The sequence below is a fragment of the Pseudoalteromonas sp. S408 genome (assembly GCF_005886645.1).
In the GTDB taxonomy this organism is placed as follows: Bacteria; Pseudomonadota; Gammaproteobacteria; order Enterobacterales; family Alteromonadaceae; genus Pseudoalteromonas.
The window spans coordinates 20,310-44,640 of the sequence record NZ_PNDY01000002.1; the positions used below are offsets into that span (position 1 = coordinate 20,310).

21 protein-coding genes, 1 tRNA gene and 1 pseudogene are annotated in these 24,331 nt (G+C 39.4%); 7 read left to right on the forward strand and 16 right to left on the reverse strand.

Annotation, left to right across the window (positions count from 1 at the left end; genetic code table 11):
- Positions 1-2 precede the first annotated feature (2 nt).
- From CWB62_RS02470 to gyrA, 7 genes are all read right to left on the reverse strand, one after another.
- Positions 3-284, reverse strand: a complete 282-nt coding sequence (locus CWB62_RS02470; protein ID WP_138530166.1) for a lipopolysaccharide assembly protein LapA domain-containing protein — start codon at positions 282-284, stop codon at positions 3-5.
- A 21-nt stretch (positions 285-305) separates the two neighbouring features.
- Positions 306-593, reverse strand: a complete 288-nt coding sequence (ihfB, locus tag CWB62_RS02475; protein WP_006794165.1) for an integration host factor subunit beta — start codon at positions 591-593, stop codon at positions 306-308.
- 66 nt (positions 594-659) lie between these two features.
- Positions 660-2,327: a 30S ribosomal protein S1 gene (rpsA, locus tag CWB62_RS02480; protein WP_006794164.1), complete on the reverse strand. Its 1,668-nt coding sequence runs from the start codon at positions 2,325-2,327 to the stop codon at positions 660-662.
- A gap of 95 nt (positions 2,328-2,422) precedes the next feature.
- Positions 2,423-3,133: a (d)CMP kinase gene (gene cmk, locus CWB62_RS02485; protein ID WP_138530164.1), complete on the reverse strand. Its 711-nt coding sequence runs from the start codon at positions 3,131-3,133 to the stop codon at positions 2,423-2,425.
- A gap of 106 nt (positions 3,134-3,239) precedes the next feature.
- Complete coding sequence (aroA, locus tag CWB62_RS02490) at positions 3,240-4,517, reverse strand: 3-phosphoshikimate 1-carboxyvinyltransferase (protein WP_058403950.1); 1,278 nt, start codon at positions 4,515-4,517, stop codon at positions 3,240-3,242.
- Complete coding sequence (serC, locus tag CWB62_RS02495) at positions 4,517-5,599, reverse strand: 3-phosphoserine/phosphohydroxythreonine transaminase (RefSeq protein WP_138530162.1); 1,083 nt, start codon at positions 5,597-5,599, stop codon at positions 4,517-4,519. Before serC ends, aroA begins: the two co-directional genes overlap by 1 nt.
- 117 nt (positions 5,600-5,716) lie before the next feature.
- On the reverse strand, positions 5,717-8,416 hold the full coding sequence (gene gyrA, locus CWB62_RS02500) for a DNA topoisomerase (ATP-hydrolyzing) subunit A (RefSeq protein WP_058403948.1): 2,700 nt from the start codon (positions 8,414-8,416) through the stop codon (positions 5,717-5,719).
- A gap of 177 nt (positions 8,417-8,593) precedes the next feature.
- On the opposite strand from gyrA, the gene ubiG reads away from it, so the two are divergent.
- From ubiG to yfaE, 5 genes are all read left to right on the forward strand, one after another.
- Positions 8,594-9,304, forward strand: a complete 711-nt coding sequence (gene ubiG, locus CWB62_RS02505; RefSeq protein WP_058403947.1) for a bifunctional 2-polyprenyl-6-hydroxyphenol methylase/3-demethylubiquinol 3-O-methyltransferase UbiG — start codon at positions 8,594-8,596, stop codon at positions 9,302-9,304.
- The gene (locus CWB62_RS02510; RefSeq protein WP_138530160.1) at positions 9,304-9,984 is read left to right on the forward strand and encodes an HAD family hydrolase; all 681 of its coding nucleotides are present in this window, start codon (positions 9,304-9,306) and stop codon (positions 9,982-9,984) included. Before ubiG ends, CWB62_RS02510 begins: the two co-directional genes overlap by 1 nt.
- Before the next feature lie 412 nt (positions 9,985-10,396).
- A complete protein-coding gene (nrdA, locus tag CWB62_RS02515) occupies positions 10,397-12,679 on the forward strand; it encodes a class 1a ribonucleoside-diphosphate reductase subunit alpha (RefSeq protein ID WP_058403945.1) in 2,283 nt (760 codons plus the stop codon).
- Positions 12,680-12,744: 65 nt separating this feature from the next.
- Positions 12,745-13,875: a class Ia ribonucleoside-diphosphate reductase subunit beta gene (gene nrdB / locus CWB62_RS02520; RefSeq protein ID WP_006794448.1), complete on the forward strand. Its 1,131-nt coding sequence runs from the start codon at positions 12,745-12,747 to the stop codon at positions 13,873-13,875.
- A complete protein-coding gene (gene yfaE / locus CWB62_RS02525) occupies positions 13,875-14,147 on the forward strand; it encodes a class I ribonucleotide reductase maintenance protein YfaE (protein WP_058403944.1) in 273 nt (90 codons plus the stop codon). The genes nrdB and yfaE overlap by 1 nt, the downstream gene beginning before the upstream one ends.
- Positions 14,148-14,174: 27 nt before the next feature.
- Here yfaE and CWB62_RS02530 read toward each other — a convergent pair.
- Positions 14,175-14,734, reverse strand: a pseudogene (locus tag CWB62_RS02530) (DUF1287 domain-containing protein).
- Between the two features lie 86 nt (positions 14,735-14,820).
- Positions 14,821-15,249, reverse strand: coding sequence for a tetratricopeptide repeat protein (locus tag CWB62_RS02535; protein WP_058551899.1), 429 nt, complete (start codon positions 15,247-15,249; stop codon positions 14,821-14,823).
- A 353-nt stretch (positions 15,250-15,602) separates the two neighbouring features.
- Here CWB62_RS02535 and CWB62_RS02540 point away from each other — a divergent pair, with 353 nt between their 5' ends.
- Together CWB62_RS02540 and CWB62_RS02545 are read left to right on the forward strand one after the other, a co-directional pair.
- Positions 15,603-15,989: a YkgJ family cysteine cluster protein gene (locus CWB62_RS02540; protein WP_138530158.1), complete on the forward strand. Its 387-nt coding sequence runs from the start codon at positions 15,603-15,605 to the stop codon at positions 15,987-15,989.
- A gap of 140 nt (positions 15,990-16,129) precedes the next feature.
- Positions 16,130-18,520, forward strand: a complete 2,391-nt coding sequence (locus CWB62_RS02545; RefSeq protein WP_138530156.1) for a TonB-dependent receptor — start codon at positions 16,130-16,132, stop codon at positions 18,518-18,520.
- A 216-nt stretch (positions 18,521-18,736) separates the two neighbouring features.
- On the opposite strand, the gene bamJ is transcribed toward CWB62_RS02545, so the two are convergent.
- The 7 genes from bamJ to CWB62_RS02580 all read right to left on the reverse strand — a co-directional run bounded on the left by bamJ (position 18,737) and on the right by CWB62_RS02580 (position 24,190).
- Positions 18,737-19,357 carry a BamJ family beta-barrel-assembly machinery protein gene (bamJ, locus tag CWB62_RS02550; RefSeq protein WP_058403940.1) on the reverse strand — a complete coding sequence of 207 codons (621 nt, stop codon included), beginning with the start codon at positions 19,355-19,357 and terminating at the stop codon, positions 18,737-18,739.
- A 69-nt stretch (positions 19,358-19,426) separates the two neighbouring features.
- Complete coding sequence (locus tag CWB62_RS02555; RefSeq protein WP_138530154.1) at positions 19,427-19,813, reverse strand: hypothetical protein; 387 nt, start codon at positions 19,811-19,813, stop codon at positions 19,427-19,429.
- Between the two features lie 51 nt (positions 19,814-19,864).
- Positions 19,865-19,955 (reverse strand) — tRNA-Ser (locus CWB62_RS02560).
- 125 nt (positions 19,956-20,080) lie between these two features.
- Positions 20,081-20,458 carry a hypothetical protein gene (locus CWB62_RS02565; RefSeq protein ID WP_058403938.1) on the reverse strand — a complete coding sequence of 126 codons (378 nt, stop codon included), beginning with the start codon at positions 20,456-20,458 and terminating at the stop codon, positions 20,081-20,083.
- A 203-nt stretch (positions 20,459-20,661) separates the two neighbouring features.
- Positions 20,662-21,210 (reverse strand): NAD(P)H nitroreductase, encoded by a 549-nt coding sequence (locus CWB62_RS02570; RefSeq protein WP_138530152.1) that lies wholly within the window; start codon positions 21,208-21,210, stop codon positions 20,662-20,664.
- 245 nt (positions 21,211-21,455) lie between these two features.
- A complete protein-coding gene (locus tag CWB62_RS02575; RefSeq protein WP_138530150.1) occupies positions 21,456-22,139 on the reverse strand; it encodes an HvfX family Cu-binding RiPP maturation protein in 684 nt (227 codons plus the stop codon).
- 89 nt (positions 22,140-22,228) lie between these two features.
- Positions 22,229-24,190 carry an oxidoreductase gene (locus CWB62_RS02580; protein WP_138530148.1) on the reverse strand — a complete coding sequence of 654 codons (1,962 nt, stop codon included), beginning with the start codon at positions 24,188-24,190 and terminating at the stop codon, positions 22,229-22,231.
- Positions 24,191-24,331 lie beyond the last annotated feature (141 nt).

Here is a 24,331-nt window from a genome sequence, read left to right on the forward strand (position 1 = left end):
AATTAGGTGTCTTTATTAACGTCAGGCTTATTTTTATTTTTCTCAGGCGACAATTGCTTTTTTAACCGGTAGTTTTGCCACTTCAACTGAGAAAACAACTTGAAGCTTATAAAAAAACCAATTAAAACACCTAACAAAAAGCAGATACTTATTATTACAGCTAAAGGTAATGTATTACTGGCTATAATATAATTTACTTGTACTAACTGCGGATTTTGTGACCCTAATACAAAGGCACTAATTAGGCATAGTGCAACCAGAATAATTTTCAATACCTTGAACAAGTAACTACTCCGTTATATTAACTAGGCAATGCTCGCATTTACGCGGTCACGTAATTCTTTGCCTGGTTTAAAATGAGGTACGTGCTTTCCATCTAACTCTACAGTATCGCCAGTCTTAGGATTGCGACCTGTGCGAGGAGCGCGGAAATGCAAAGAGAAACTACCAAATCCTCTGATCTCAATCCGATCTGAAGAAGATAATGAGCCGGCCATTTGTTCAAGAATTTCTTTTACCGCATTTTCAACATCTTTCACTGGAACGTGTGCATGTTGTTCCGCAAGTGTTTCTATCAGTTCTGACTTAGTCATAGCGTTTCCTTAAAAAAGATATAGGAAGGGCAATAATTGCCCTCCCAACTAAAAACTAATTATAAATTAGTCTTTTTGTGCATTTGCGAAAGCAGCTGCCATTGCGTTTTCAAACACTGGCTCTTCTTTCTTAAGCTTCTCTAGTACTTCTTTCTCTTCAGCTTCGAAAAGAGCTTTAACAGATAAGCTTAAAGTGCGGTTCTTACGATCAACACCAACATATTTAACTTCAACTTCGTCGCCAACAGAAACAACAGTAGTTGCATCTTCAACGCGCTCTTGAGCAATATCAGCTACACGAATGTAACCTTCAACGCCTTCGATAAGTTCAACAGTTGCGCCTTTCGCATCAACTTCAGTCACTTTACCTTTAACAATAGCACCTTTTTTGTTTGCATCAAGGTAGTTATTGAATGGGTCAGCTTCGATTTGTTTAACACCTAGAGAGATACGTTCACGCTCTGGGTCAACTTGCAATACGATAGCAGTGATTTCGTCGCCTTTCTTGAATTCACGCACAGCTTCTTCGCCAGGTGTATTCCAAGAAATGTCTGAAAGGTGTACAAGACCGTCAATACCACCGTCAAGACCGATAAAGATACCGAAGTCAGTGATTGATTTGATCTTACCAGTAACTTGATCGCCTTTGTTTTGTAGACGAGCAAATTCCTGCCAAGGATTAGCAATACATTGCTTAAGACCTAGAGAAATACGACGACGTTCTTCGTCGATTTCAAGAACCATAACTTCAACTGTATCACCTAGTGAAACAACTTTTGAAGGATGGATGTTCTTGTTAGTCCAATCCATTTCAGAAACGTGTACTAGACCTTCAACGCCTTCTTCGATTTCTACGAAGCAACCGTAGTCAGTAAGGTTAGTTACACGACCAGAAAGTTTAGAACCTTCTGGGTAACGACCAGCGATAGCTGCCCATGGATCTTCACCAAGTTGTTTCAGACCTAGAGATACACGAGTTTTATCTTTGTCGAATTTAAGAACTTTAACTGCGATTTCGTCGCCAACATTAACAATTTCTGAAGGGTGCTTAACACGCTTCCACGCCATGTCAGTGATATGTAGTAGACCATCAACACCACCAAGGTCAACGAATGCGCCGTAGTCAGTAAGGTTCTTAACGATACCTTTAACTTCTTGGCCTTCAACAAGGTTAGCAAGAAGCTCTTCACGTTCTTGTGAGTTTTCTGATTCGATAACTGCACGACGTGAAACAACAACGTTGTTACGTTTTTGGTCAAGCTTGATTACTTTAAATTCAAGCTCTTTGCCTTCAAGGTGAGTTGTGTCACGTACTGGACGAACATCAACAAGTGAACCAGGTAGGAAAGCACGGATTGAATCAACTTCAACAGTGAAACCGCCTTTAACTTTACCGTTGATAACACCAGTAACAGTCTCTTGCTCTTCACATGCTTTCTCAAGACGGATCCACGCTTCGTGACGCTTCGCTTTCTCACGAGAAAGGATAGTTTCACCGAAACCGTCTTCGATTGCATCTAGTGCAACATCTACTTCGTCGCCAACAGCAACTTCTAGTTCACCAGCAGCATTTTTGAACTGCTCTGCAGGGATAGCACTTTCTGATTTAAGACCAGCATCTACAAGTACAATGTTGTTCTCGATTGAGATTACTGTACCTTTAACGATAGAGCCTTGCTCTGCTTCAAAACCCTTTAAGCTTTCTTCAAATAACTGCGCAAAATTTTCTGACATACGAATATACGTCTCATATATTAATACCAATAAGCAACCATGCTGCATGGGGTTGTTAAAATAGCACTGGCATCCTGCTGGTGCATAAAATGTGTTTAACTTCGTTTAGGAAGTTTTCCCTCAGAAATAGCTGCATCCAATAAAGTCATAACCTTATCAAATACTTGCTGTGCATTTAGCTCGCTAGTATCGAGTTCAATTGCATCTTCTGCAGGAACAAGCGGCGCAACGGCGCGATTCATATCACGGTCATCACGAGCTTGAATGTCCTCTAATAGACCACTTAGTGTAACATCAAGCCCACGCTCATTCAACTCAACAAAGCGTCTACGAGCACGCTCTTGTGCGCTCGCTGTTAAATAGATCTTTAATGGCGCATCTGGGAACACAACAGTTCCCATATCACGGCCGTCTGCTATTAAACCATTTTCGGTTCTAAAAGCGCGTTGACGGCGCAATAGCGCTTCACGAACGCGAGGAAGTGCAGCTACCTTTGATGCAGCTGCGCCCACTTCTTCATTACGAATAGTGGTCGTAACATCCTCTCCCTCTAAAATAACTTTTCCAGCATTAGTCTGGCTATCCACCAAAAACTGCACATCTAAATTTGCAGCCAGCGGTACAAGTGCCTCTTCGTTGTCTAATGCGATTTGGTGGTGAAGTGCTGCAAGGGACAAAACGCGGTAAATTGCACCACTATCCAATACATCCCAACCCAACTTATCGGCTAACAAACGACAAACAGTTCCTTTACCAGAACCACTTGGGCCATCAACGGTGATCACGGGCATTAATAACGCCTGCATTTAAACCTCCTGCAATGCACACCTAAATAATCCGCGACATTATACGCCAGTTATTAAAATATATCTGCTATTAGTGTGTAACTTTTTATAAATAGTTATAAAAAGCCTATTCACTAACCGATGCTAATACATTGAAAAACGTAGGAAATGTTTTATAGGTACACTTAGGGTCATTGATTGTTATAGGCTTTCCGCCTACTGCAACCATTGCAAAACACATAGCAATACGGTGATCGTCGTAAGTATCAATGGCGACATCATTAAATGTTGATGGGGGAGTTATTTCAATAAAATCTTCACCCTCAACAACTTCTGCACCTACTTTACGTAGCTCTGTGCTCATGGCGTAAAGTCGATCAGTCTCCTTTACACGCCAATTATAAATATTACGAATAGCTGTTGGACCTTTAGCAAACAGTGCAACAGTGGCGAGTGTCATGGCAGCATCAGGTATAGCATTGGCGTCTATGTCGACCCCTTTTAAGTCGCCTTTTCTAACAACTAAACGCTCATCATACCAATCGATTTTTGCACCAACTTGCTCCATCACCTTTGCAAAGCCAATATCACCTTGAACTGATTTAGCGCCCACACCTTTAATTTCTATTTCACCACCAGCAATAGCTGCTGCGGCTACAAAATAAGAAGCTGATGAAGCATCACCTTCAACCATAATACGCTCAAGTGATTGATACTGCTGCCCGCCTTTGACTTTAAATGTTGAATAATCTGAATGTTCAACGATAATGCCAAAACGCGCCATAACGCCTAGTGTAATATCAATGTACGGCTTAGAAACTAAAGTGCCTTTAATTGTAATTTTTGTATCACCCGTGAACAAAGGCGCAGCCATTAATAAAGCGGTTAAAAATTGACTTGAAATACTGCCATCAATTTCAACTTCACCGCCATTAATTTGTCCACCAACAATTTTCAGCGGCGGGTAGTCTTTGTGCTTAGTGTAGGTAATATCACCGCCAAGCACTTGAAGAGCGTCTACTAAATGCCCTATTGGGCGCTCTTCCATACGTGCTTCACCAATTAATTCATACTCACCACTTACAGCCGCAAGCACTGCTGTTAAAGGGCGATATGCAGTGCCCGCATTACCTAAAAACAATGGCTCATTAGGTGTTTTAAATTTTCCACCGACACCGTGCACGGTTGCAACTGTACGGTCATCATTAAGTGTAACTGTTACACCTAAAAGTGCTAAGGCCCCCAACATATGACGAATATCATCACTGTCGAGTAAGTTCTCAACAACTGTTGTTCCGTTCGCTAAAGCAGCCAGTAGTAAAATCCGATTAGATAAACTTTTTGACCCAGGCAATGTCACAGTCCCATTAACACGGGATATAGGCTCTAAACGAAGTTGCTCCATTAGCTATTCTCCTTCGCAAAAGCTGCCATAAAATCAACAAGCGCTTGTACGCCCTCAAGTGGCATTGCATTATAAATACTTGCACGCATACCACCTACTATTCTGTGACCTTCAAGTGCCAATAAACCAGCTTCTTTAGATTGTGATACAAACTTTTCATTTAAGCTTTCATCATTAAGCCAAAATGGTACATTCATACGTGAGCGGCAATGCTTGGCTACTCTATTGGTATAAAAAGGAGACTCATCAATAAAATTATAAAGAAGTTCTGCTTTGGCGATGTTGTGTGCTTCCATCGCCTTTACACCACCTTGTGCTTCTACCCATTCAAACACCTCAGCAGCTAAGTACCATGCAAATGTAGGTGGTGTATTAAACATACTGCCCTGTTTAGCTTCAAGGGCATAATCTAAAATACCTGGTTTTGCTAGTCCTTCACGCTCAAGTAATGTTTTGCGCACAATAACAATAGCGATACCTGATGGACCGATATTTTTTTGCGCACCAGCGTAAATTAAATCAAATTGATTAACGTCGATTTCACGAGATAATATAGTCGAAGACATATCGGCAACAATGGGAGCTGTTGGATGACTTGGTACCTCAAAAATTTCTAAGCCATCTACGGTTTCGTTTGGACAGTAATGAATATATGAGGCATCTGCAGGTAACACCCAGTCAGCCACGTTTTTTATAGAAAATTGCCCATCTGTATCGTTGCGTACATCAACACTAATTGTTGAAGTAAACTTATTAGCTTCGTCTGTAGCGCTTTTAGACCACACTCCATTTTCACAGTAGACCGCTTTTTTATCGGCTTGATGGAGATTAAGGGGTACTGCGCTAAATTGACCTCGACCACCACCATGCATAAATAGAACTTCAAATTCATCACTAATATTCATTAAGCGTCTTAAGCTTGCTTCACATTTTGCAGTTAATGCTAGAAATTCTTTACTGCGGTGGCTAATTTCCATTACAGAAACGCCCATGTCTTGCCAATCTAAGAATTCTTTTTGTGCTTTTTGCATTACCGCTTGCGGAAGCATAGCCGGCCCTGCACAAAAATTATATTTACTCATTACCTTTGCCTCATTCCAGTAATTTATATACTCAACATGAAAATATTAAATCCACGCTGTATTAATTTTTTTCAACAACATTAAAAAAAGCGGCCAAGGCCGCTTTTTCAATCTCAATTATTCTGAAGGAGGAGTGTCATCCACGACTTCATCTATAACTGTATCTACTGTTTCAACGTCTTCAGTATTAATTAAGTCACTTTCTGTAACTTCAATTTCTTCTATACGTTGTAAACCAACTACTTGCTCTTCGTCAATAGTTCTGATCAAAATAACACCTTGTGTGTTACGTCCAACCGTTGAAACTTCGTTCACACGAGTACGCACTAACGTTCCGCGGTTTGAAATAAGCATTATTTCGTCGTTGTCATCAACTTGAACAGCACCTACTACAGCACCATTACGCTCACTCACCTTAATTGATACAACACCCTGTGTTGCACGACTCTTAGATGGGTAATCTTCAAGCTGAGTTCGTTTACCATAACCATTTTCAGTTACAGTTAATATAGCACCATCAGTTTTTGGTACGATAAGCGATACTACACGTTGTTCGTCGGTCATTTTAATACCACGTACACCGGTTGCCGTTCTACCCATTGGACGAACACCTTTGAAACGAATCTCAGGGTTACCTTCTTCGTCAAGTACTGGGTTACCGTTTTCATCTACAACAGCAGATTCTTCAGCTTCTTTAAAGCGAACAACCTTACCCGCATCAGTAAACAGCATTATTTCGTTCGTACCATCGGTAATATCAACACCAATTAAGCTGTCGCCTTCATTAAGGTTAACAGCAATAATACCGCTAGCACGCTGACGGCTGTAGGCTGTTAATGGTGTCTTCTTAACGGTACCAAAAGCAGTTGCCATAAAGATGTATTTATCTTCTTCGTACTCACGTACTGGCAATATAGCAGTAATACGTTCGTCAGCTTCTAACGGTAACAAGTTTACAATTGGCTTACCGCGGGCTGCACGGCTTGCAAGTGGTAATTGATACACTTTTAACCAATATAAGCGGCCTGCTGTAGAGAAACACAAAATAGTATCGTGCGTGTTTGCAACTAATAAACGCTCGATGAAATCTTCGTCTTTCATCTTCGTTGCAGACTTGCCTTTCCCGCCACGACGTTGCGCTTCGTAATCAGACAATGCCTGATACTTAACATACCCCTCGTGAGAAAGTGTCACTACAACATTTTCCTCAGTAATCAGGTCTTCAAGGCTAATGTCATGCGCAGCTGCATTAATTTCAGTACGACGTTCATCACCGTATTGCGCCTTAATTTCAACTAATTCATCGCGAATTACTTCCATTAAGCGCTCTGGACTTGCCAATATGTGTAACAGTTCAGCAATCAAATCAAGCAGTGTTTGGTATTCACTTAAGATTTTTTCGTGCTCAAGGCCTGTTAGCTTGTGTAAGCGTAAATCAAGAATCGCTTGAGCTTGTTGCTCAGAAATGAAGTACTGGCCGTCGCGTATACCTAAATCATCAGCCAACCAATCTGGGCGAGCAACGTTAGCTTCACCTGCTTTTTCAAGCATGGCTTTCACATTACCGAGTTCCCACGAGCGAGCAGTTAACGCTATTTTAGCTTCTGCCGGTGTAGGAGACTTACGAATAAGTTCAATAATTGGGTCAATGTTGGCGAGTGCAATTGCTAGACCTTCTAGCATATGAGCACGGTCACGCGCTTTACGTAAATCGAATACTGTACGACGAGTTACTACTTCACGGCGGTGAATAATAAACTCTTCAAGCATTTCTTTTAAATTAAAACACTTAGGCTGATTATTAATAAGCGCAACCATGTTCATGCCAAACACTGTTTGTAATTGTGTTTGCGCATATAGGTTATTTAAAATAACTTCACCTACGTCACCACGTTTAATCTCAATAACGATACGCATACCGTCTTTATCTGATTCATCACGTAATGCGCTGATCCCTTCAATCTTTTTATCTTTAACTAGCTCAGCGATTTTTTCAATCAAACGAGCTTTGTTAACTTGATAAGGGATTTCATGAACAATAATTGTTTCACGACCTGTTTTCTCATCCGTTTCAATATCGGCGCGTGCACGCATGTACACTTTACCACGGCCGGTTTGATACGCTTGTTCAATCCCTTTTTTACCGTTAATAATTGCGGCTGTAGGGAAATCGGGGCCTGGGATGTAATCCATTAATTCAGTAATGGTTAAATCAGGATTAACAATAAGAGCTAAACAGCCATTAATAACTTCAGTTAAGTTATGGGGTGGTATATTTGTTGCCATACCTACCGCAATACCAGAAGAACCATTTACTAGTAAATTAGGTACTTTAGTTGGTAAAACATCAGGAATTTGTTCTGTGCCATCGTAATTAGGTACGAAATCAACCGTTTCTTTTTCAAGATCGGCTAATAACTCGTGTGACATTTTAGCCATACGTACTTCGGTATAACGCATTGCTGCAGCTGAATCACCATCAACTGAACCGAAGTTACCTTGGCCATCAACAAGCATATAACGAAGTGAGAATGGCTGTGCCATACGAACTATCGTGTCATAAACTGCGCTATCGCCGTGTGGGTGGTATTTACCGATTACGTCACCGACAACACGTGCCGATTTTTTGTAAGGCTTGTTCCAATCATTACTAAGCTCGTTCATTGCAAACAAAACGCGACGATGAACTGGCTTTAAGCCATCACGTACGTCTGGTAATGCACGTCCTACAATTACACTCATTGCGTAATCTAAGTAGGAGTTTTTTAACTCGTCTTCAATATTGACTGGCAGAATTTCATTGGCGAGATCAGTCATTTGATATCACATTCCTTCAGTAGCAGCTCTTAATAACCCGGTATTGGGTTTTAAAGAGTATTGTTATTATTACTAACGGACATGCTATCACAATTAATTTTAATTTACAGGCGCAAAACTTTGCGATTTATCAATTTAGGCCTATATAATGGCCTCAGATTGACGAGGAAGTATTTTATGACCGAACATCAAAATGTAGATCACGCAGAAATAGCAAAGTTTGAAGCCATCGCAGAGCGTTGGTGGGATTTAGAGGGTGAGTTTAAACCCTTACACGAAATTAACCCGTTACGCCTAGATTTTATTGCAAATAAAGCTCAAGGCTTATTTGACAAAGAAACACTCGATGTGGGCTGCGGTGGCGGTATTTTAAGCCAAAGCATGGCACGTATGGGAGCCAAAGTAACAGGCATTGATATGGGGCAAGAGCCTTTAACTGTCGCCAAGTTGCACAGCTTAGAAACAAATGTACCCGTTGAATATATAAAAGTACCTGCTGAACAATTTGCTGATGAGCACCCTGAGCGCTTTGATGTCGTTACCTGTATGGAAATGCTCGAACACGTCCCCGACCCTGCTTCGATTATTCAAGCGGTTGCTAAACTTGCAAAACCCGGTGCTGACGTTTTTTTTTCTACCCTTAACAAAACTCCTAAGGCCTACTTGTTTGCCATTGTAGGTGCTGAAAAACTATTGAAAATGGTTCCTGATGGAACACACGACCATAATAAGTTTATAAAACCTGCACAACTAATTTCATGGGCCGAAGAAGCGGGCTTAAAAGTACGTGCAAGCTCAGGGCTCTCGTATAACCCCTTTTCTAAACAGTACACACTCAATAGTGATGTTAGTGTTAACTATATTCTTCATTTTGAGAAGTTGGTGTAATGAAAAGCGGACAGTTACCTTCAGCACTTTATCAATATGATGCATTTTTGTTTGATTTAGACGGGACGTTACTCGACACAGCTGACGATTTAGGCGCTGCTCTTAATGGTGTACTGCGTTCAAATCAAATTACTGAAGTAACCAGTGAGGTATATCGTCCAGCAGCGTCTAATGGTGCAGCAGCATTATTAGAAGCTGGCTTTAAAGAGTTATGGCCCTCTCTTGCACAATCACAATTGATAAAGCAACTGGTCGATAACTATGCACAAAACATTGCAAAGCATACCCACTGTTTTGCCGGTATTGAACCACTACTCATTGCACTTGATCACAAAAAGATCAAATGGGGGATCATGACAAACAAGCCCGGGTTTTTAACCGAGCCGCTAGTCGCTGCGATCCCCGCTTTAAAAAATGCCTCGGTTGTAATTAGCGGAGACACCCTTGAAGAAGCTAAACCCTCTCCGATGCCTTTACTTCATTGCGCTAAACTCATGGACGTGATACCAGCTCGCTGTTTATACATAGGTGATGCTGAGCGTGATATTCAGGCAGGTAAAGCAGCAGGTATGCCCACAGCGACTGCTTTGTGGGGTTACATTCCAAGCGAGTCAGAAGCATTGACTTGGAAAGCTGATTTTAACTGGTATAGCCCTATTGACGCATTTAACCACATATAGTGCCTATTATAGATATAAACACTATATGTTGTGATTGTGACACTTTATACACAAAGCTTGATGATAAAAAAAGCAGGCGAAATTTATTTTCAAAATGTGTAAATTTAGTCGATCCTGAGTTGATTTTTAAAAATTTCAACTCAAATGAATGATCAAAGGTTAATGCCTACTAACACAATTACGTTATCCCAACGTTATCCACAAACAGGGGCAATTATGCCCCTTGCAAATCAACTCAGACCACACTATCTTGTGATCTCTAAATTGAACAACACCAGATATTGTGGCCAAATGTTATCCAATTAAATTTACCTGATTTGGTAAAACTTATAATAAATGAGCACTACTTCTCTTTTTGAGACGTACAACATTGGTCAAAAATACATTATCCCCAAGGAATACAGGCAAAGCTATGAACCAACAGTTATCTGTAAGCAAACGTGACGGGCGCAAAGAGCCTCTTGATCTTGATAAGATCCATCGCGTTATAGAATGGGCCGCCGAAGGTTTAAATAACGTTTCGGTTTCTCAGGTTGAATTAAAGTCACATATTCAATTTTACGATGGTATTCGTACTAAAGATATTCACGAAACGATTATCAAAGCGGCTGCCGATCAGATTTCTAAAGAATCACCTGATTACCAATACCTTGCTGCACGTTTAGCTGTATTCCACTTACGCAAAAAAGCATATGGTAAATTTGAGCCTCCGCGTTTATTTGACCATGTAGCAAAAATGGTTGGCGATAAGCGCTACGACGCACATTTACTCGCTGACTACACAGAACAAGAATTTGATGAATTAGACGAATACCTAGACCATTCTCGTGATCTAAATTTTAGCTACGCTGCAGTTAAACAATTAGAAGGTAAATATCTAGTTCAAAATCGTGTAACGGGTGAAATATATGAAAGTGCGCAGTTTTTATATATTTTAGTCGCTGCAAGCTTATTTGCAGATTACCCACGAGAAACACGTGTTTCATATATAAAGCGCTTTTATGATGCGGTATCGCTATTTAAAATTTCATTACCTACGCCAATCATGGCGGGTGTTCGCACGCCAACTCGCCAGTTCAGCTCATGTGTGCTTATTGAATGTGGCGATAGCCTAGATTCAATCAATGCTACGTCATCGGCTATAGTAAAATACGTTTCTCAACGTGCTGGTATAGGTATTAATGCGGGTCGCATTCGCGCATTAGGAAGCCACATTCGTAACGGCGAAGCGTACCACACTGGCTGTATTCCTTTTTACAAGCACTTTCAAACAGCTGTTAAAAGTTGTTCGCAAGGTGGCGTACGTGGTGGCGCAGCAACTTTATTCTATCCTCTATGGCACTTAGAAGTAGAAAACCTTTTAGTTCTTAAAAATAACCGTGGTGTTGATGACAACCGCGTTCGTCACTTAGATTATGGCGTACAGTTTAATAAATTAATGTATTCTCGTTTAATTAAAGACGATTATATCACGTTATTTAGCCCATCAGACGTACCGGGTCTTTATGATGCGTTTTTTGAAGACCAAGACGAATTTGATGCGTTATACGTTAAATACGAACAAGACGACTCTATTCGTAAAAAGCGTATTAAAGCAATTGAGTTGTTCTCTGTGTTCGCACAAGAGCGTGCAAGTACTGGCCGAATATACTTACAAAACGTTGATCACTGTAATACACACAGCCCGTTTATAGCGAAAGTAGCACCAATTCGTCAATCTAACTTATGTTTAGAAATTGCATTACCGACAAAACCGCTTAACAACGTTAACGATGAAGAAGGCGAAATTGCATTATGTACACTGTCTGCATTTAACCTTGGTGCGCTTGAGTCATTAGATGAACTAGAAGAACTTGCTGAACTAGCAGTGCGTGCACTCGATAATTTACTCGATTTCCAAGACTACCCGGTACCTGCTGCTAAAAATGCAACGATGGGACGCCGTACGTTAGGAATAGGCGTAATTAACTACGCCTACTACTTAGCCAAAAATGGTAAGCGTTATTCAGACGGCAGTGCAAATGCACTAACACACAAAACATTCGAAGCGATTCAGTACTACTTGATGAAAGCGTCAAACGAACTTGCAAAAGAACGTGGTGCATGTCCTAAATTTAACGAAACAACGTACTCTCAAGGTATTATGCCAACAGATACGTATAAAACAGACTTAGATAAAATTTGTGATGAGCCACTGCACCTTGATTGGGATGCATTGCGTAAAAGTATACAAGAACACGGTATGCGTAACTCTACACTCAGTGCATTAATGCCATCAGAAACGTCATCGCAAATCTCAAACGCGACAAATGGTATTGAGCCGCCACGTGGTCACATTAGTGTTAAAGCAAGCAAAGATGGTATTTTAAAACAAGTTGTACCTGAGTACGAACGTTTAAAAGACAACTACGAGTTACTTTGGGACATTCCTTCTAATGATGGTTACCTACAGCTTGTGGGTATCATGCAAAAATTTGTAGACCAAACTATTTCTGCAAACACAAATTATGATCCAAATAAATTTGAAGGCGGTAAAGTACCTATGAAAGTCTTATTAAAAGACTTACTTAGCGCCTACAAATTGGGTGTCAAAACTTTGTATTACCATAATACCCGTGATGGCGCATCTGATGCACAAGACGACACTCCAGAAGTGGAAGATGACGATTGTGCAGGCGGCGCGTGTAAAATATAGTCGTTAATTTTATCTTAAGCGGGCATACAGCCCGCTTTGTTCTGATAGTTTTTTGAGTGATAAACATGTCTTATACTACTTTTAGTCGTAATCATAATAACCAAATGCAAGAGCCAATGTTTTTTGGCCAGACCGTTAACGTATCGCGTTACGATCAACAAAAATATCCTATTTTTGAAAAGTTAATAGAAAAGCAATTGTCTTTCTTTTGGCGACCAGAAGAAGTCGATGTGAGTAAAGACCGTTTAGATTTTCAGGCGCTACCAGAGCATGAAAAACACATATTTTTAAGTAATTTAAAATACCAAACATTACTCGATAGTGTACAAGGTCGCTCTCCTAACGTTGCCTTGCTTCCTATTGTGTCTATTCCAGAGCTAGAAACGTGGATAGAAACGTGGGCATTTAGTGAAACAATTCACAGCCGTTCATACACCCACATTATTCGTAACGTAACACAATCACCAGAACTTATTTTTGATGACATAGTTAGTAACGATAAAATTAGCGAACGTGCTGATGCAGTAACAACTTACTACGATGACTTAATTAACTCTGTTTCACTTTACAATCTTTACGGTGAAGGCAAGCACGAAATTAATGGTAAAACAGTGGTTGTTAATTTATTCGAACTTAAAAAGAAACTTTACCTCGCGATGATGTCGGTAAACATTCTTGAGGCAATTCGTTTTTATGTCAGCTTTGCGTGTTCGTTTGCATTTGCTGAGCGTGAACTGATGGAAGGTAATGCTAAAATTATCAAGCTAATTGCACGTGATGAGGCACTTCACCTTTCTGGCACACAGCATATTTTAAATATCATGCAAGATGGTAAAGACGACCCAGAAATGGCAATTGTTGCAGCCCAATGTCGCGACGAAGCAATTAAAATGTTTGTACAAGCTGCTGAGCAAGAGAAAGAATGGGCAGAATACCTATTCAAAGATGGGTCAATGATTGGTTTAAACAAGCATATTTTATGTCAGTATGTTGAATACATTACTAATGCACGTATGACTGCTATTGGCTTACCGGCTCAATTCGAAAACAACAGTAACCCTATTCCATGGATTAATTCATGGCTAGTATCTGATAATGTTCAAGTTGCGCCACAAGAAGCTGAAATCAGTTCATACCTTGTAGGTCAAATAGACTCACAAGTTGATGCAGCTGAATTTGGTGACTTTGATTTATAATGAGCAATGAAACGACTGCAAGTGTAACACTTGCAGAAAACAGCCAGCGCATTGAATATAGCCCTGGCTGCCCCTCTCTTTTACACTGCTTAGAATCTCAAAAAATAGATGTTGCTTATCAATGTCGTGAAGGCTACTGTGGTGCTTGCCGAGCAACCTTAGTGTCTGGTAATGTTCAATATAACGAAGAACCACTCGCATTTGTTCGCGATGGTGAAATACTTTTATGCTGTAGTAAACCCAACGGCGATATACGTATTAATCTAAAATAATAAATACCTTTATTGCAGTAACATTCCTTACTGGTCATTATAGTGTTTATTAGTAAAACGATAGTGACCAGTAATTTTATAATCAAATAGCATTTCGCTTAGTTCTGGCCCGCGCCCTATATTATGTACAATTTGAGGTTTCTCGGTGCTGTTTGAAGCTTCACCTATGTGAGGTAAGTTACCAGGCAGCTTCCAAACAACTATATCGCCAACTTTATAATCACGTGAGTTGCTAGAAATGGCCAATTCTGTGCCATTGTGCTTAAAAAATACTTGAAGGTTTGGTACACGCCGGTGGTCAATATTTTTATCCGGCTTTTTTAGACCCCAAATTCGCTGAGATGGATATCTAGCAAAATTTGCTCGCATATCTTCATGTACTCTTTGTTGTAAATCAACACCCTACTGACGGTAAGCGCGAATAATAACATCGGTACAAACACCAATATTACTTGGTACATCACCACCGGGTATTTTATTGAATGATAGCTGCCGTCATACGTAATATTATGTGTGGTCCTTTCAATCAGCGCTGCGGTTATTTGCTGATTGAAAGAGTTAGCAAGGGTAAAAATGTAAATAAATATAAACCGTGTTTGAACATAATTCTCCTTTTAAAACGCTACCTTCATGACCATTAATTCTATATGCAAAAATTAAATTGCGCTTTCAATTAGCCTTCTTCTTCAACCAGTGATTCTAACAGGTCATGTATTTCGGCTTTAAGTTCTTTATCTTCAATTTTATTTGCACTAACTTTTGCACTTTGAAGATTTTTTATAGCCTCTTCTTTTTGGCCAAGTTCTAATTGTAATGTTGCCATAGAAAATGCAACTGACGACATATGGTCTTTATTATTAATAGCAATGGATTTTGCTAACGCCTTTTCGTAAGTGGTAATAGCTTCTTCTAACTCTTCTGTAAAATCAGCAAGTGTTTCCCACTGAACAGGGTGATCTTTAGATGTATTTTCGTTTTCTTCACAAATCGCTTTAAGTTTAGAAAAAAGTAACTCAAAGCGTTTACGATCATTTTTATTTGCCGCATTCATTAACTCTTCAGCCAAATCGTGTACCGCTTTGTATACTTTTGTATTCATCATTACGTATCACCCTCAATGTATTTATGCTTAAAATAGCAAAATATAGATTTAAATGGCTAATTAAATATGCCTTTAGGACGATCATACAACATTAAAGTGTGCAGCAAACAATTTAAATGCGAAATAATAACTAAAGTATAAGTGGTTTATAAAATTCTACCCTGTCACAAAAATTCACACTTTTTAAATAACCTTAATTACTTTTATTTTTAAAGCACACCACATGAATTAAATTTATCAACTGCTCATCCATAAGTATAAAATGTTTAAATTAATAAAAATAATAATTTCAAACAATTTGAAGATGGGCTGTTACACTCAAAACTATCAAAAAATATAAAGATAGATAGGCTATGAAAGCGTGTAACCAATGTGGCAAATGCTGTACCAAATATGGTGGTGGTGACCTCGACGTTTCAACAGAAGAAGTGGAAATGTGGGCACTATTTAATCCTGAAATTTATCAATATGTACAAGGTAATCAAATTTGGTTTGATCCCGACACAGGTAATAAACTAAGCGACTGCCCTTTTTTAGCAATTGAGCCTAAAAAAGACAAAAACGCTAAAGATAAGTTCATATGCAATATCTACTTAGATCGACCTGAAGATTGTCGCCAATACCCTAGCCTTATAGCCGAAATGATTCGCGATGAATGTGAAATGATAGAGCCCAGCGATTTAAAAAATCAAAAACGTGCCCAAGACAAACTCAATGTATTAATGATTGATAGTAGATGAATCACAATTTTACCTCAGTGACTTAACACTAATTTTAGTTAATTAAACGCAAAATCATAAGTTATAGTATAACATTGTTGATCCGCTAATTTTGAACTGTTATATTATATCACAACAAGCAATCACAAAATAATTTACTCATGACAAAGTTAACATTAATTTCTTCTGCAATTTTTTCTGTTTTATGCACGCAATCAGCGTTAGCTGCTACGGTTACTGGCACAATCTTAGATGATAAAAAAAACCCAATTAAAAATGCCTCCGTTCATGTTCATGGAAAAAATCAAACTGTTAAAAGCAATGAACTTGGTGAATTTTCAATAGACATTGATGCTGACAGCCAACTTCATATTAGTAAAGACAACTACATAGATTCAAGAATAGCGGTGACTGAATCATCAAACAATGTCACTGTTTCACTCTTACCAACATCTGTAGAAACCGTTGTGGTTTATGCGTCTGCCCTGCATAAAAGCAGCCTTGAAATGATTTCGCCAGTAAGTGTTCTCTCTGGTGATGAGTTAAGAAATAAATCAAAACCAACACTTGGAGAAACACTAAAAGGCTTACCTGGTGTAAATGCCAGTTACTTTGGCCCTGTATCTTCAAGCCCTATTATTCGGGGTTTAGATGGCCCTCGTGTAAAAATCACCCAAAATGGATTAGATGCCAGTGACGCTTCGCGTATTGGGCCCGATCACGCTATGTCAAGCGACAGCTTATCTGCTGAGCAAATTGAAGTATTACGTGGTCCAAGTACCCTTTTATACGGCTCAGGTGCTATTGGGGGAGTTGTAAATGTGGTTGATAATCGTATTCCTACAAACAACATTGATGACTTTACAGGTGCAGCTGAATATAGCCACGACACTGTCTCTAACTCAAATACCGAGGCCGCAAAACTAGAAACAGGGAATGACGGATTTAACTTTCATTTTGATGGGACTAAGCGCAGCGGCGATGACTATGAAACGCCTACATTTAGAGTAACTGACGAAGATGGCGACGTAGAAACTGAAAACTCAGTAGAAAACACGTTTATTGACAGTGAAACACTTAATTTTGGAACAAGCTACGTTGGCGAGCACCTTACTGTCGGATTTTCTTACGGTAGTATAAAAACCGACTATGGAATACCTGGACATGAACATCACCATGAGCATGATCACGAAGGTGAAACTGAAGAAGAACATGCAGAACATGAGGGTGAAGAAGAAGGCGAAGAGCTTGTTTTTGCACAGCTAGAGCAAGACCGCTGGCAAGGGTTGGTGAGCTATGCGCTTCACAACAACTGGATAGAAACAATAAACCTGCGTGTTGGTTATACCGATTACTCACACAGTGAAATTGAAGATGGTGAAATTGGCACAACGTTCACTAACGAAACTACCGAAGCGCGTTTAAACGTAGAACATAAATTTGCTGATTGGCATGGTATGCTGGGCTATCATTACAGCGACTCTGACTACGACGCAATTGGTGATGAAGCATTTACACCAGCAAGTATAACAACTTCACATGCCCTTTATTTATTAGAAGAACGCGTATTTGGTGATGTAACAGTAGAACTGGGTGCCCGCATTGAAGATTACAAAATTGACAGTAATATTTCAGCAGCTGATCATCATCATGACCATGGTGAAGAGGAAGTTGAAGAAGAAGAGCACGATGAAGAATCTATTGCTTATAGCAAAAGCTTTACCAATGTAAGTCTATCTGCTGGTGCAATTTGGCAGTACAAACCTGGACATAGTATTGCTACAAGTATTTCTCACTCAGAGCGAGCCCCACTTTCTGCAGAGTTATTATCTAATGGCTTACACATTGCAACGGGTACTTATGAACTGGGCTTAGGTTACCATATTGAGGATAATGAAGCGCATTTCGAGCCTGAGAACATTAAACAAGAAACCTCAACAAACTTAGACATTAGCTTTAGGCGTTTTAGCGGTGCTTTTGGTTACACCGTGAACTTTTTCTATAACGATATTAAAAATTTCTATTTTCAAGAAAATACAGGCTTAGTCTTCGATGAAGAAGACGGTTTAGAATCAGCAGTTGGTGCACACGACGATGCAGTAGCCGTTTATCAATTTAGAAGTAAAGACGCTGAGCTTTACGGTATAGAGTTTGATGCTCACTACCAGATGACACCAAACGCCATGGTTAAAGTATTTGGTGACTCTACTCGCGCTAAACTTAAAAACGATGAAGGGAACCTTCCGCGTATACCAGCAAACAAATTAGGCTCTGAGTTACAGTATGATTTAGGTAACTTACAACTAACGCTAACCGGCACTCATTACTTCGACCAGAATGACATCACTGCGTTTGAAAGCCAAACAGATGGTTATACTTTATTTGATGCTCAAGCTAACTACCAATTAGGTTTAGGTCCTGTTGATGCTCAACTTTATATAAATGTTGATAACCTAACTGATGAACTAGGGTTTGTTCATACCTCATTTATCAAAGATAAAGCCCCTCTTCCAGGTAGAAATATTCGCTTGGGTGTTCGTGGCTACTTTTAATCACTAAACGTTATGTTCAGCCTGTTTGATTAATAACTCCCTTTTAAAACCGCATTTGTGAATGCGGTTTTTTTTATATAAATCGCGTTGTAATTAAGGTGAAAAGCTAATTGTTTTAAAAATTACCATTACGCATTACCTGAACATAATTAAAACAGATACAAAAAAACCGCGCTATTTATAAGCGCGGTTTTTAAATAACTTAATAGAATACTATTAAGAAATTATTTCGTGTAGCTCAACGTCAAATACAAGCGTTGAGAAAGGTGCGATTGCTGCACCTGCGCCGCGCTCACCATAAGCAAGCTCATGAGGAACGTATATACGCCATTTAGTACCTACTGGCATCATTTGTAATGCCTCAGTCCAACCTTTGATCACGCCACCAACTGGGAACTCAGCTGGTTGACCTCGCTCGTAAGAGCTGTCAAAAACAGTACCGTTAATAAGAGTACCGTGGTAATCAACACGAACTGTAGACTCTGCAGTTGGCTTTTCGCCTTCACCCGTTGCTAGTACTTCATATTGAAGGCCAGACTCAGTAACAGTGATTTCTGGACGTTTAGCATTTTCTTCTAAGAAAGCAATGCCTTCAGCAGAAAGTACTTTTGATTCTTCTTCACGACGAGCTTGAATCTCTTCGTTAATTTTTTCAAATGCTGCTTGGATCTCAGGGATCTCAACTTGAAAAGCGCCACCAGCGTACGCATCTTTCATGCCTTCAAACACTGAATTTAGGTTTAAGCCTTCAAAAGGATTAGACTTAAGTTGCTCACCCATTTGTAAGCCAATACCATAACTTGCTTTTTCAGCATCTGTAGTAAAATTATCTGACATAATGTGTTTTTCACGTTTTGTTAGTTAAAAGACATAGATATGCTATCACAAAATCAAGCCTGTTTGGTGCTAGTTTTTATCGAGTTTTACCTTTAATAGGCCAACAATAAAGCAACTAAGGACCAAACTGCATAAAAATCCTACAAGCAATGGAGAAGTTAATAAACTAGAGGTGCCCCCAAGGATAATTGGCACCGCAATAAGCCCTACTACACCAATAAAAATTGATGCGATAACAGGCCATTTTGTATCGTATTTAGTAATTAAATGAGCAACTATAATATTAAATCCAACACCATATACGAACGCTGTGATTAGTGGGTGATCGGGCTGCGCATCGGCTGCCATTTTTATTAGCACACTCAAACCGCTTTGATAGCAATAACCGAATACAGTCCACAATAAAATATGTTTTAACAGCTGTGCACTTAAAGGTAAATTTGCTTTGTTTGTCATTACTAAACCCCAGATAGCAAAAAACCGCCAATAAGGCGGTTTTTTAAATAATGGTGGAGAGATAGGGATTTGAACCCTAGATAGGCTACAAACCTATGCCGGTTTTCAAGACCGGTGCATTCGACCACTCTGCCATCTCTCCGTACGGCGCGAATAATAGGGTTTATCTCATTATTTGTAAAGCATTAAATGTAAAAAATATAAAATTTTGTTTAATGACTTAAAAAACTACATACCAATGGCAGCAACATCGTGCTGTTAATGAGATTAATAATATTGCTTAGGTCTACGAGCAATCCATGAGCATAGTAGGCATACCAGTAAACTCAATGAGAAAAAAGTGACCCCTTGAAAAATTAGATCAAAACGGTTTAATTCGTCGCTTGGTACAATTACAAACATAAAAGCAGGTAAAATACTTAACATAAGCACGTAACAGCACACTTTGAAGGCGCGCCCAAAATCGAATCGCTTTGATTGCTGCATCCACCAAGTAAGTAGAACTAATACACTTACGGCCGAACCTGCAATAAATGGAGTTGCATTTGTACTCATTGCTACATATAACGTAACAAACGCCCCCAAAAGACCCCATATAGACCAAGCAAGCCAATTTTCTTTTTCACGTAAAAATAAATTTCCCATAAATTAAGTCTTCTTTATCATTGTTATTTTGAGACTCTCCATACATTATCAAAAAACAACCGATTAAAAAACAATCTGCAGAAGAATTATTAGCTTATTTAGCTTCCGTGCACTTCTAACAGCATGTCACTGCAAAATAGTAGTGACTAAATTTTATACTCATTTATAAGTGACCATCACATTATCTAAAAGTTCACCCTTGTTTATAAATTAGTAAAATAACTTTCAGGCTTATGCCGTGGCGACTTTTTACAATCGACAGCTGGAGTACCTATGTATAAATATCCCACAATTTCATCTAATTCGTTTAAATTGAGTGCTTGCTTAACCGCATTACTTTGCGCAAAATAACCCGTGCGCCACACACCACCTAGCCCCTGTGCAAATGCAGCTTGTTGCATTGCAAGCACACTACACCCTGCACTTTGTATTTGTTCTATGCGTGGTACTTTTGGATGTTCTTCATATTTAGCAATAGCAATTACAATTACAGGTGCTCGAAGAGGAAGATCTTTAGCACGATTAACCACTTTTTCTGGTTGTTGCTCTGCTAAAGCGCATTGATAATATATTTCACCTAGCTTTATGCGTGCATCCCCTTGAACCATAATAAACTGCCACGGTGCAATACAACCATGATCGGGAACACGCAGTGCTGCCTGTTTTATTATATCAAGCTGTTCAGGTGATGGACCAGGTCCTGTAAGTTTAGAATCAGATTGGCGAGTAAGTAAAAGCTCAATAGCATCCATAAAAATAACTCAAAATTCAAAACGCTAGAATAGCATTTAAAACCTTAATATTACCAATTTGGTTATATCGCTCGTTATAATTAATTAAGCCTTTTCATAAAAAACTATTTTTGCTGAGGTGGATTCGATTTGTAAAATTGTGAAAAGATATGCATAAGCTATCAATACCCAATGAGGTTATATAGCATATACAAAAAACGGCCGTTTAAAATATTTATATGGCCGTTCAAGTATGTTAAAACACCCTATTCTTTGCTGATTGTTCGCTTTATCCAATAATCAACGCTTACAAAGCGCCCACCTCCAGTGAAAAATAAACTAAGCAGCATTGCAAAGTAAATGGCAGCAAATTCAATCCCATTGTTTAGAATTGAAGGTTTGCCTTTATCGTACAAATACTCAGGAAAACCGTGTTCTTCCAGTATTGCGCGAATTTTGCCAATTCGCTCTTGTACTTCGAGTGAGTTTTCGAGACTTTCTTTTGCACCAGGGATTGATAACCAATCGAGTACCTGAGCTGCACTCGTGTCAGGATTAGTAGGTGCTATTGCAAACCAGCCATTGTGCCAATGCACTGATGTTGCAGCAACAACCATAGTAAACATAAGCGGGATACTAACTAGGCGAGTAAAAAGGCCAAATAATAAAAACCAGCCTCCCAAAAATTCGCTCCAACCAGCTAAAAATGCGAGTAAATCAGGAAATGGTAAGCCTAAGCCCCATTCACTATTCCCAAACCATTGCACAATATCAGGTGACGCTAATAAGCTGTTTAAAAAACCGTCAGCTTCATCACTTATAGCAAGCTTATTGTATCCGGCAATAATCATCACTGGCGCTAAAATTAGTCTGAAAAGTAAAGAAGGTAAACCATCTAAAAAAAATAGTTTACCTATTGCTGATTCGTATAGGTGGGTTAGTGTGTTCATGCGTTTCCTGAGTGCTGTGTTTATTTAGTTATAGACTATAAACAACCAAGACCGCATGAACAGGTAAACTCTTTCAATCTATCTAAGGCTTAAATAGATCTCGCTATTTGAAGCGCTTCAAAAATAGCACGCTTAGCATCAATTGCAGCTGCGAGTTTTGCACCGCCAATCACGTGTACTTTTGCGTTTTCAGCATGGGGCTTTACAACTTCATCATTTGAAACTTGACCAATACACGCAATAACAGTGTCGACAGGTAACACCTGAGTTTCACCACCAACTGTAATAGTTAAACCATTGCTGTCAAAGCTCTGATACTGACAATCTGCAATTTGTTTTACACCATGTTGCTTAGCGACTTGACGATGGATCCAACCTGTTGTTTTACCAAGTTCACTACCAAATCGGCCTGAACTTCTTTTTAACATGTACAACTGGCGATCGTCTTTGTGTGGTTGCGGTTCACATTCAATTCCCCATTGTGTTTTAAATTCATCAATGGTTTGCGATTTATGCTCACTTAAAAATGCCACCATATCAAAACCAATACCGCCAGCACCTAATATAGCAATAGAATTACCTAACTCGACTTCGCCACGAATTACTTCATCGTATGCAAATACGCGTTTGTCATCGCTACATTTAATTGACGCCTCACGGGGGCGAACACCCGTTGCAAAAACAATGTCATCAAACTGTGTCAGCATTGACTCGTTGTAAGACGTTTCAAGTTGAACCGATACATCTAAACGTTCTAGCTCATTAATAAAGTATGCCAGTGTATGATTAAAGTCTTCTTTACCAGGTATTTGCATGGCTAGATTAAATTGGCCACCCATTTGCGATTTTTGGTCAATCAAAGTGACCTTATGACCTTTCTGAGCTAAATAACAACTTGCAGATAAGCCAGCCGGGCCAGCCCCCACAACAAGTACATTTTTTGAGATTGTGGCTTTATCGAGCGGGTAGTCAAGTTCAAAGGCAGCTTGCGGGTTAACTAAACAGGTTGCACGTTTATTTTTAAATACATGATCTAAACAACCCTGGTTACAGCCAATACAAATATTAATTTGTTTGGTTTGATCGTTTTGGTATTTATTAAAAAACTCAGGATCAGCTAATAAAGGTCTAGCCATTGATATAAGGTCGGCTTCACCAGCATTTAATATATCATTTGCAATGTCAGGTGTGTTAATGCGGTTAACCGCAATGACTGGAACGCTAACAACACTTTTTAAGCGCTTAGACGCTTCTTTAAAAGCCCCTGGTGGAACCATGCTAGCAATTGTAGGAACGCGTGCTTCATGCCAGCCAATACCTGTGTTAAAAATATCAACCCCGGCTTTTTCAAGCTCAGTGGCTTGAATAACAACTTCATCTGGCGTTGAACCATTAGGGATTAAATCCATTACAGATAATCTAAATATGATTAAAAATTTATCTGAAACTTTTGCCCTAACCGCTTTTACTATTTCCAGTGCTAAACGCATGCGGTTTTCTAGGCTACCACCAAATTCATCAGTACGTTTGTTTGTATGCGGCGCCATAAACTCGTTAATTAAGTACCCTTCAGAGCCCATTACCTCAACACCGTCGTAACCTGCTTTTTCTGCCATATAAGCAGAATGTGCAAAGTCTTTAATCGTTTTTTTAATTGAGCTCAGTGACATTTCTTTAGGCTTGTAAGGATTAATTGGAGCCTGAATAGCACTAGGTGCCTGATTGAAAGGATGATAAGCGTAGCGACCAGCATGCAGTAACTGTAAACAAATTTTCCCACCATGCTTATGAACAGCATCTGTGTATGCGCGGTGCTTAAAAACATCATAATAACTGTGAAAAGAAGAAGATATTGGCGTTAACTTACCTCGTAGGTTCGGGCTATAGCCACCTGTTATGAGCATGGCAGTACCACCCTTCGCGCGGGCCTCATAAAATGCACGTAAACGTTTTCTGTTATGCCATCCCTCTTCAAGGCCCGTATGCATTGAGCCCATAACTAATCTGTTTCGTAATTGTGTGTGTTTTAATTGTAGTTGTTGTTCTAACATCTTATGCCCCATTAACTGGTCTAACCTGTGTAGATTCACTAATTCTGCTTCAACGACAACGAATAAGCAATATTTGCATGTATTTAATTGATACTTTAGCCACGCTTAAAATACGTACTTATATCAAAATTACTATTTAAT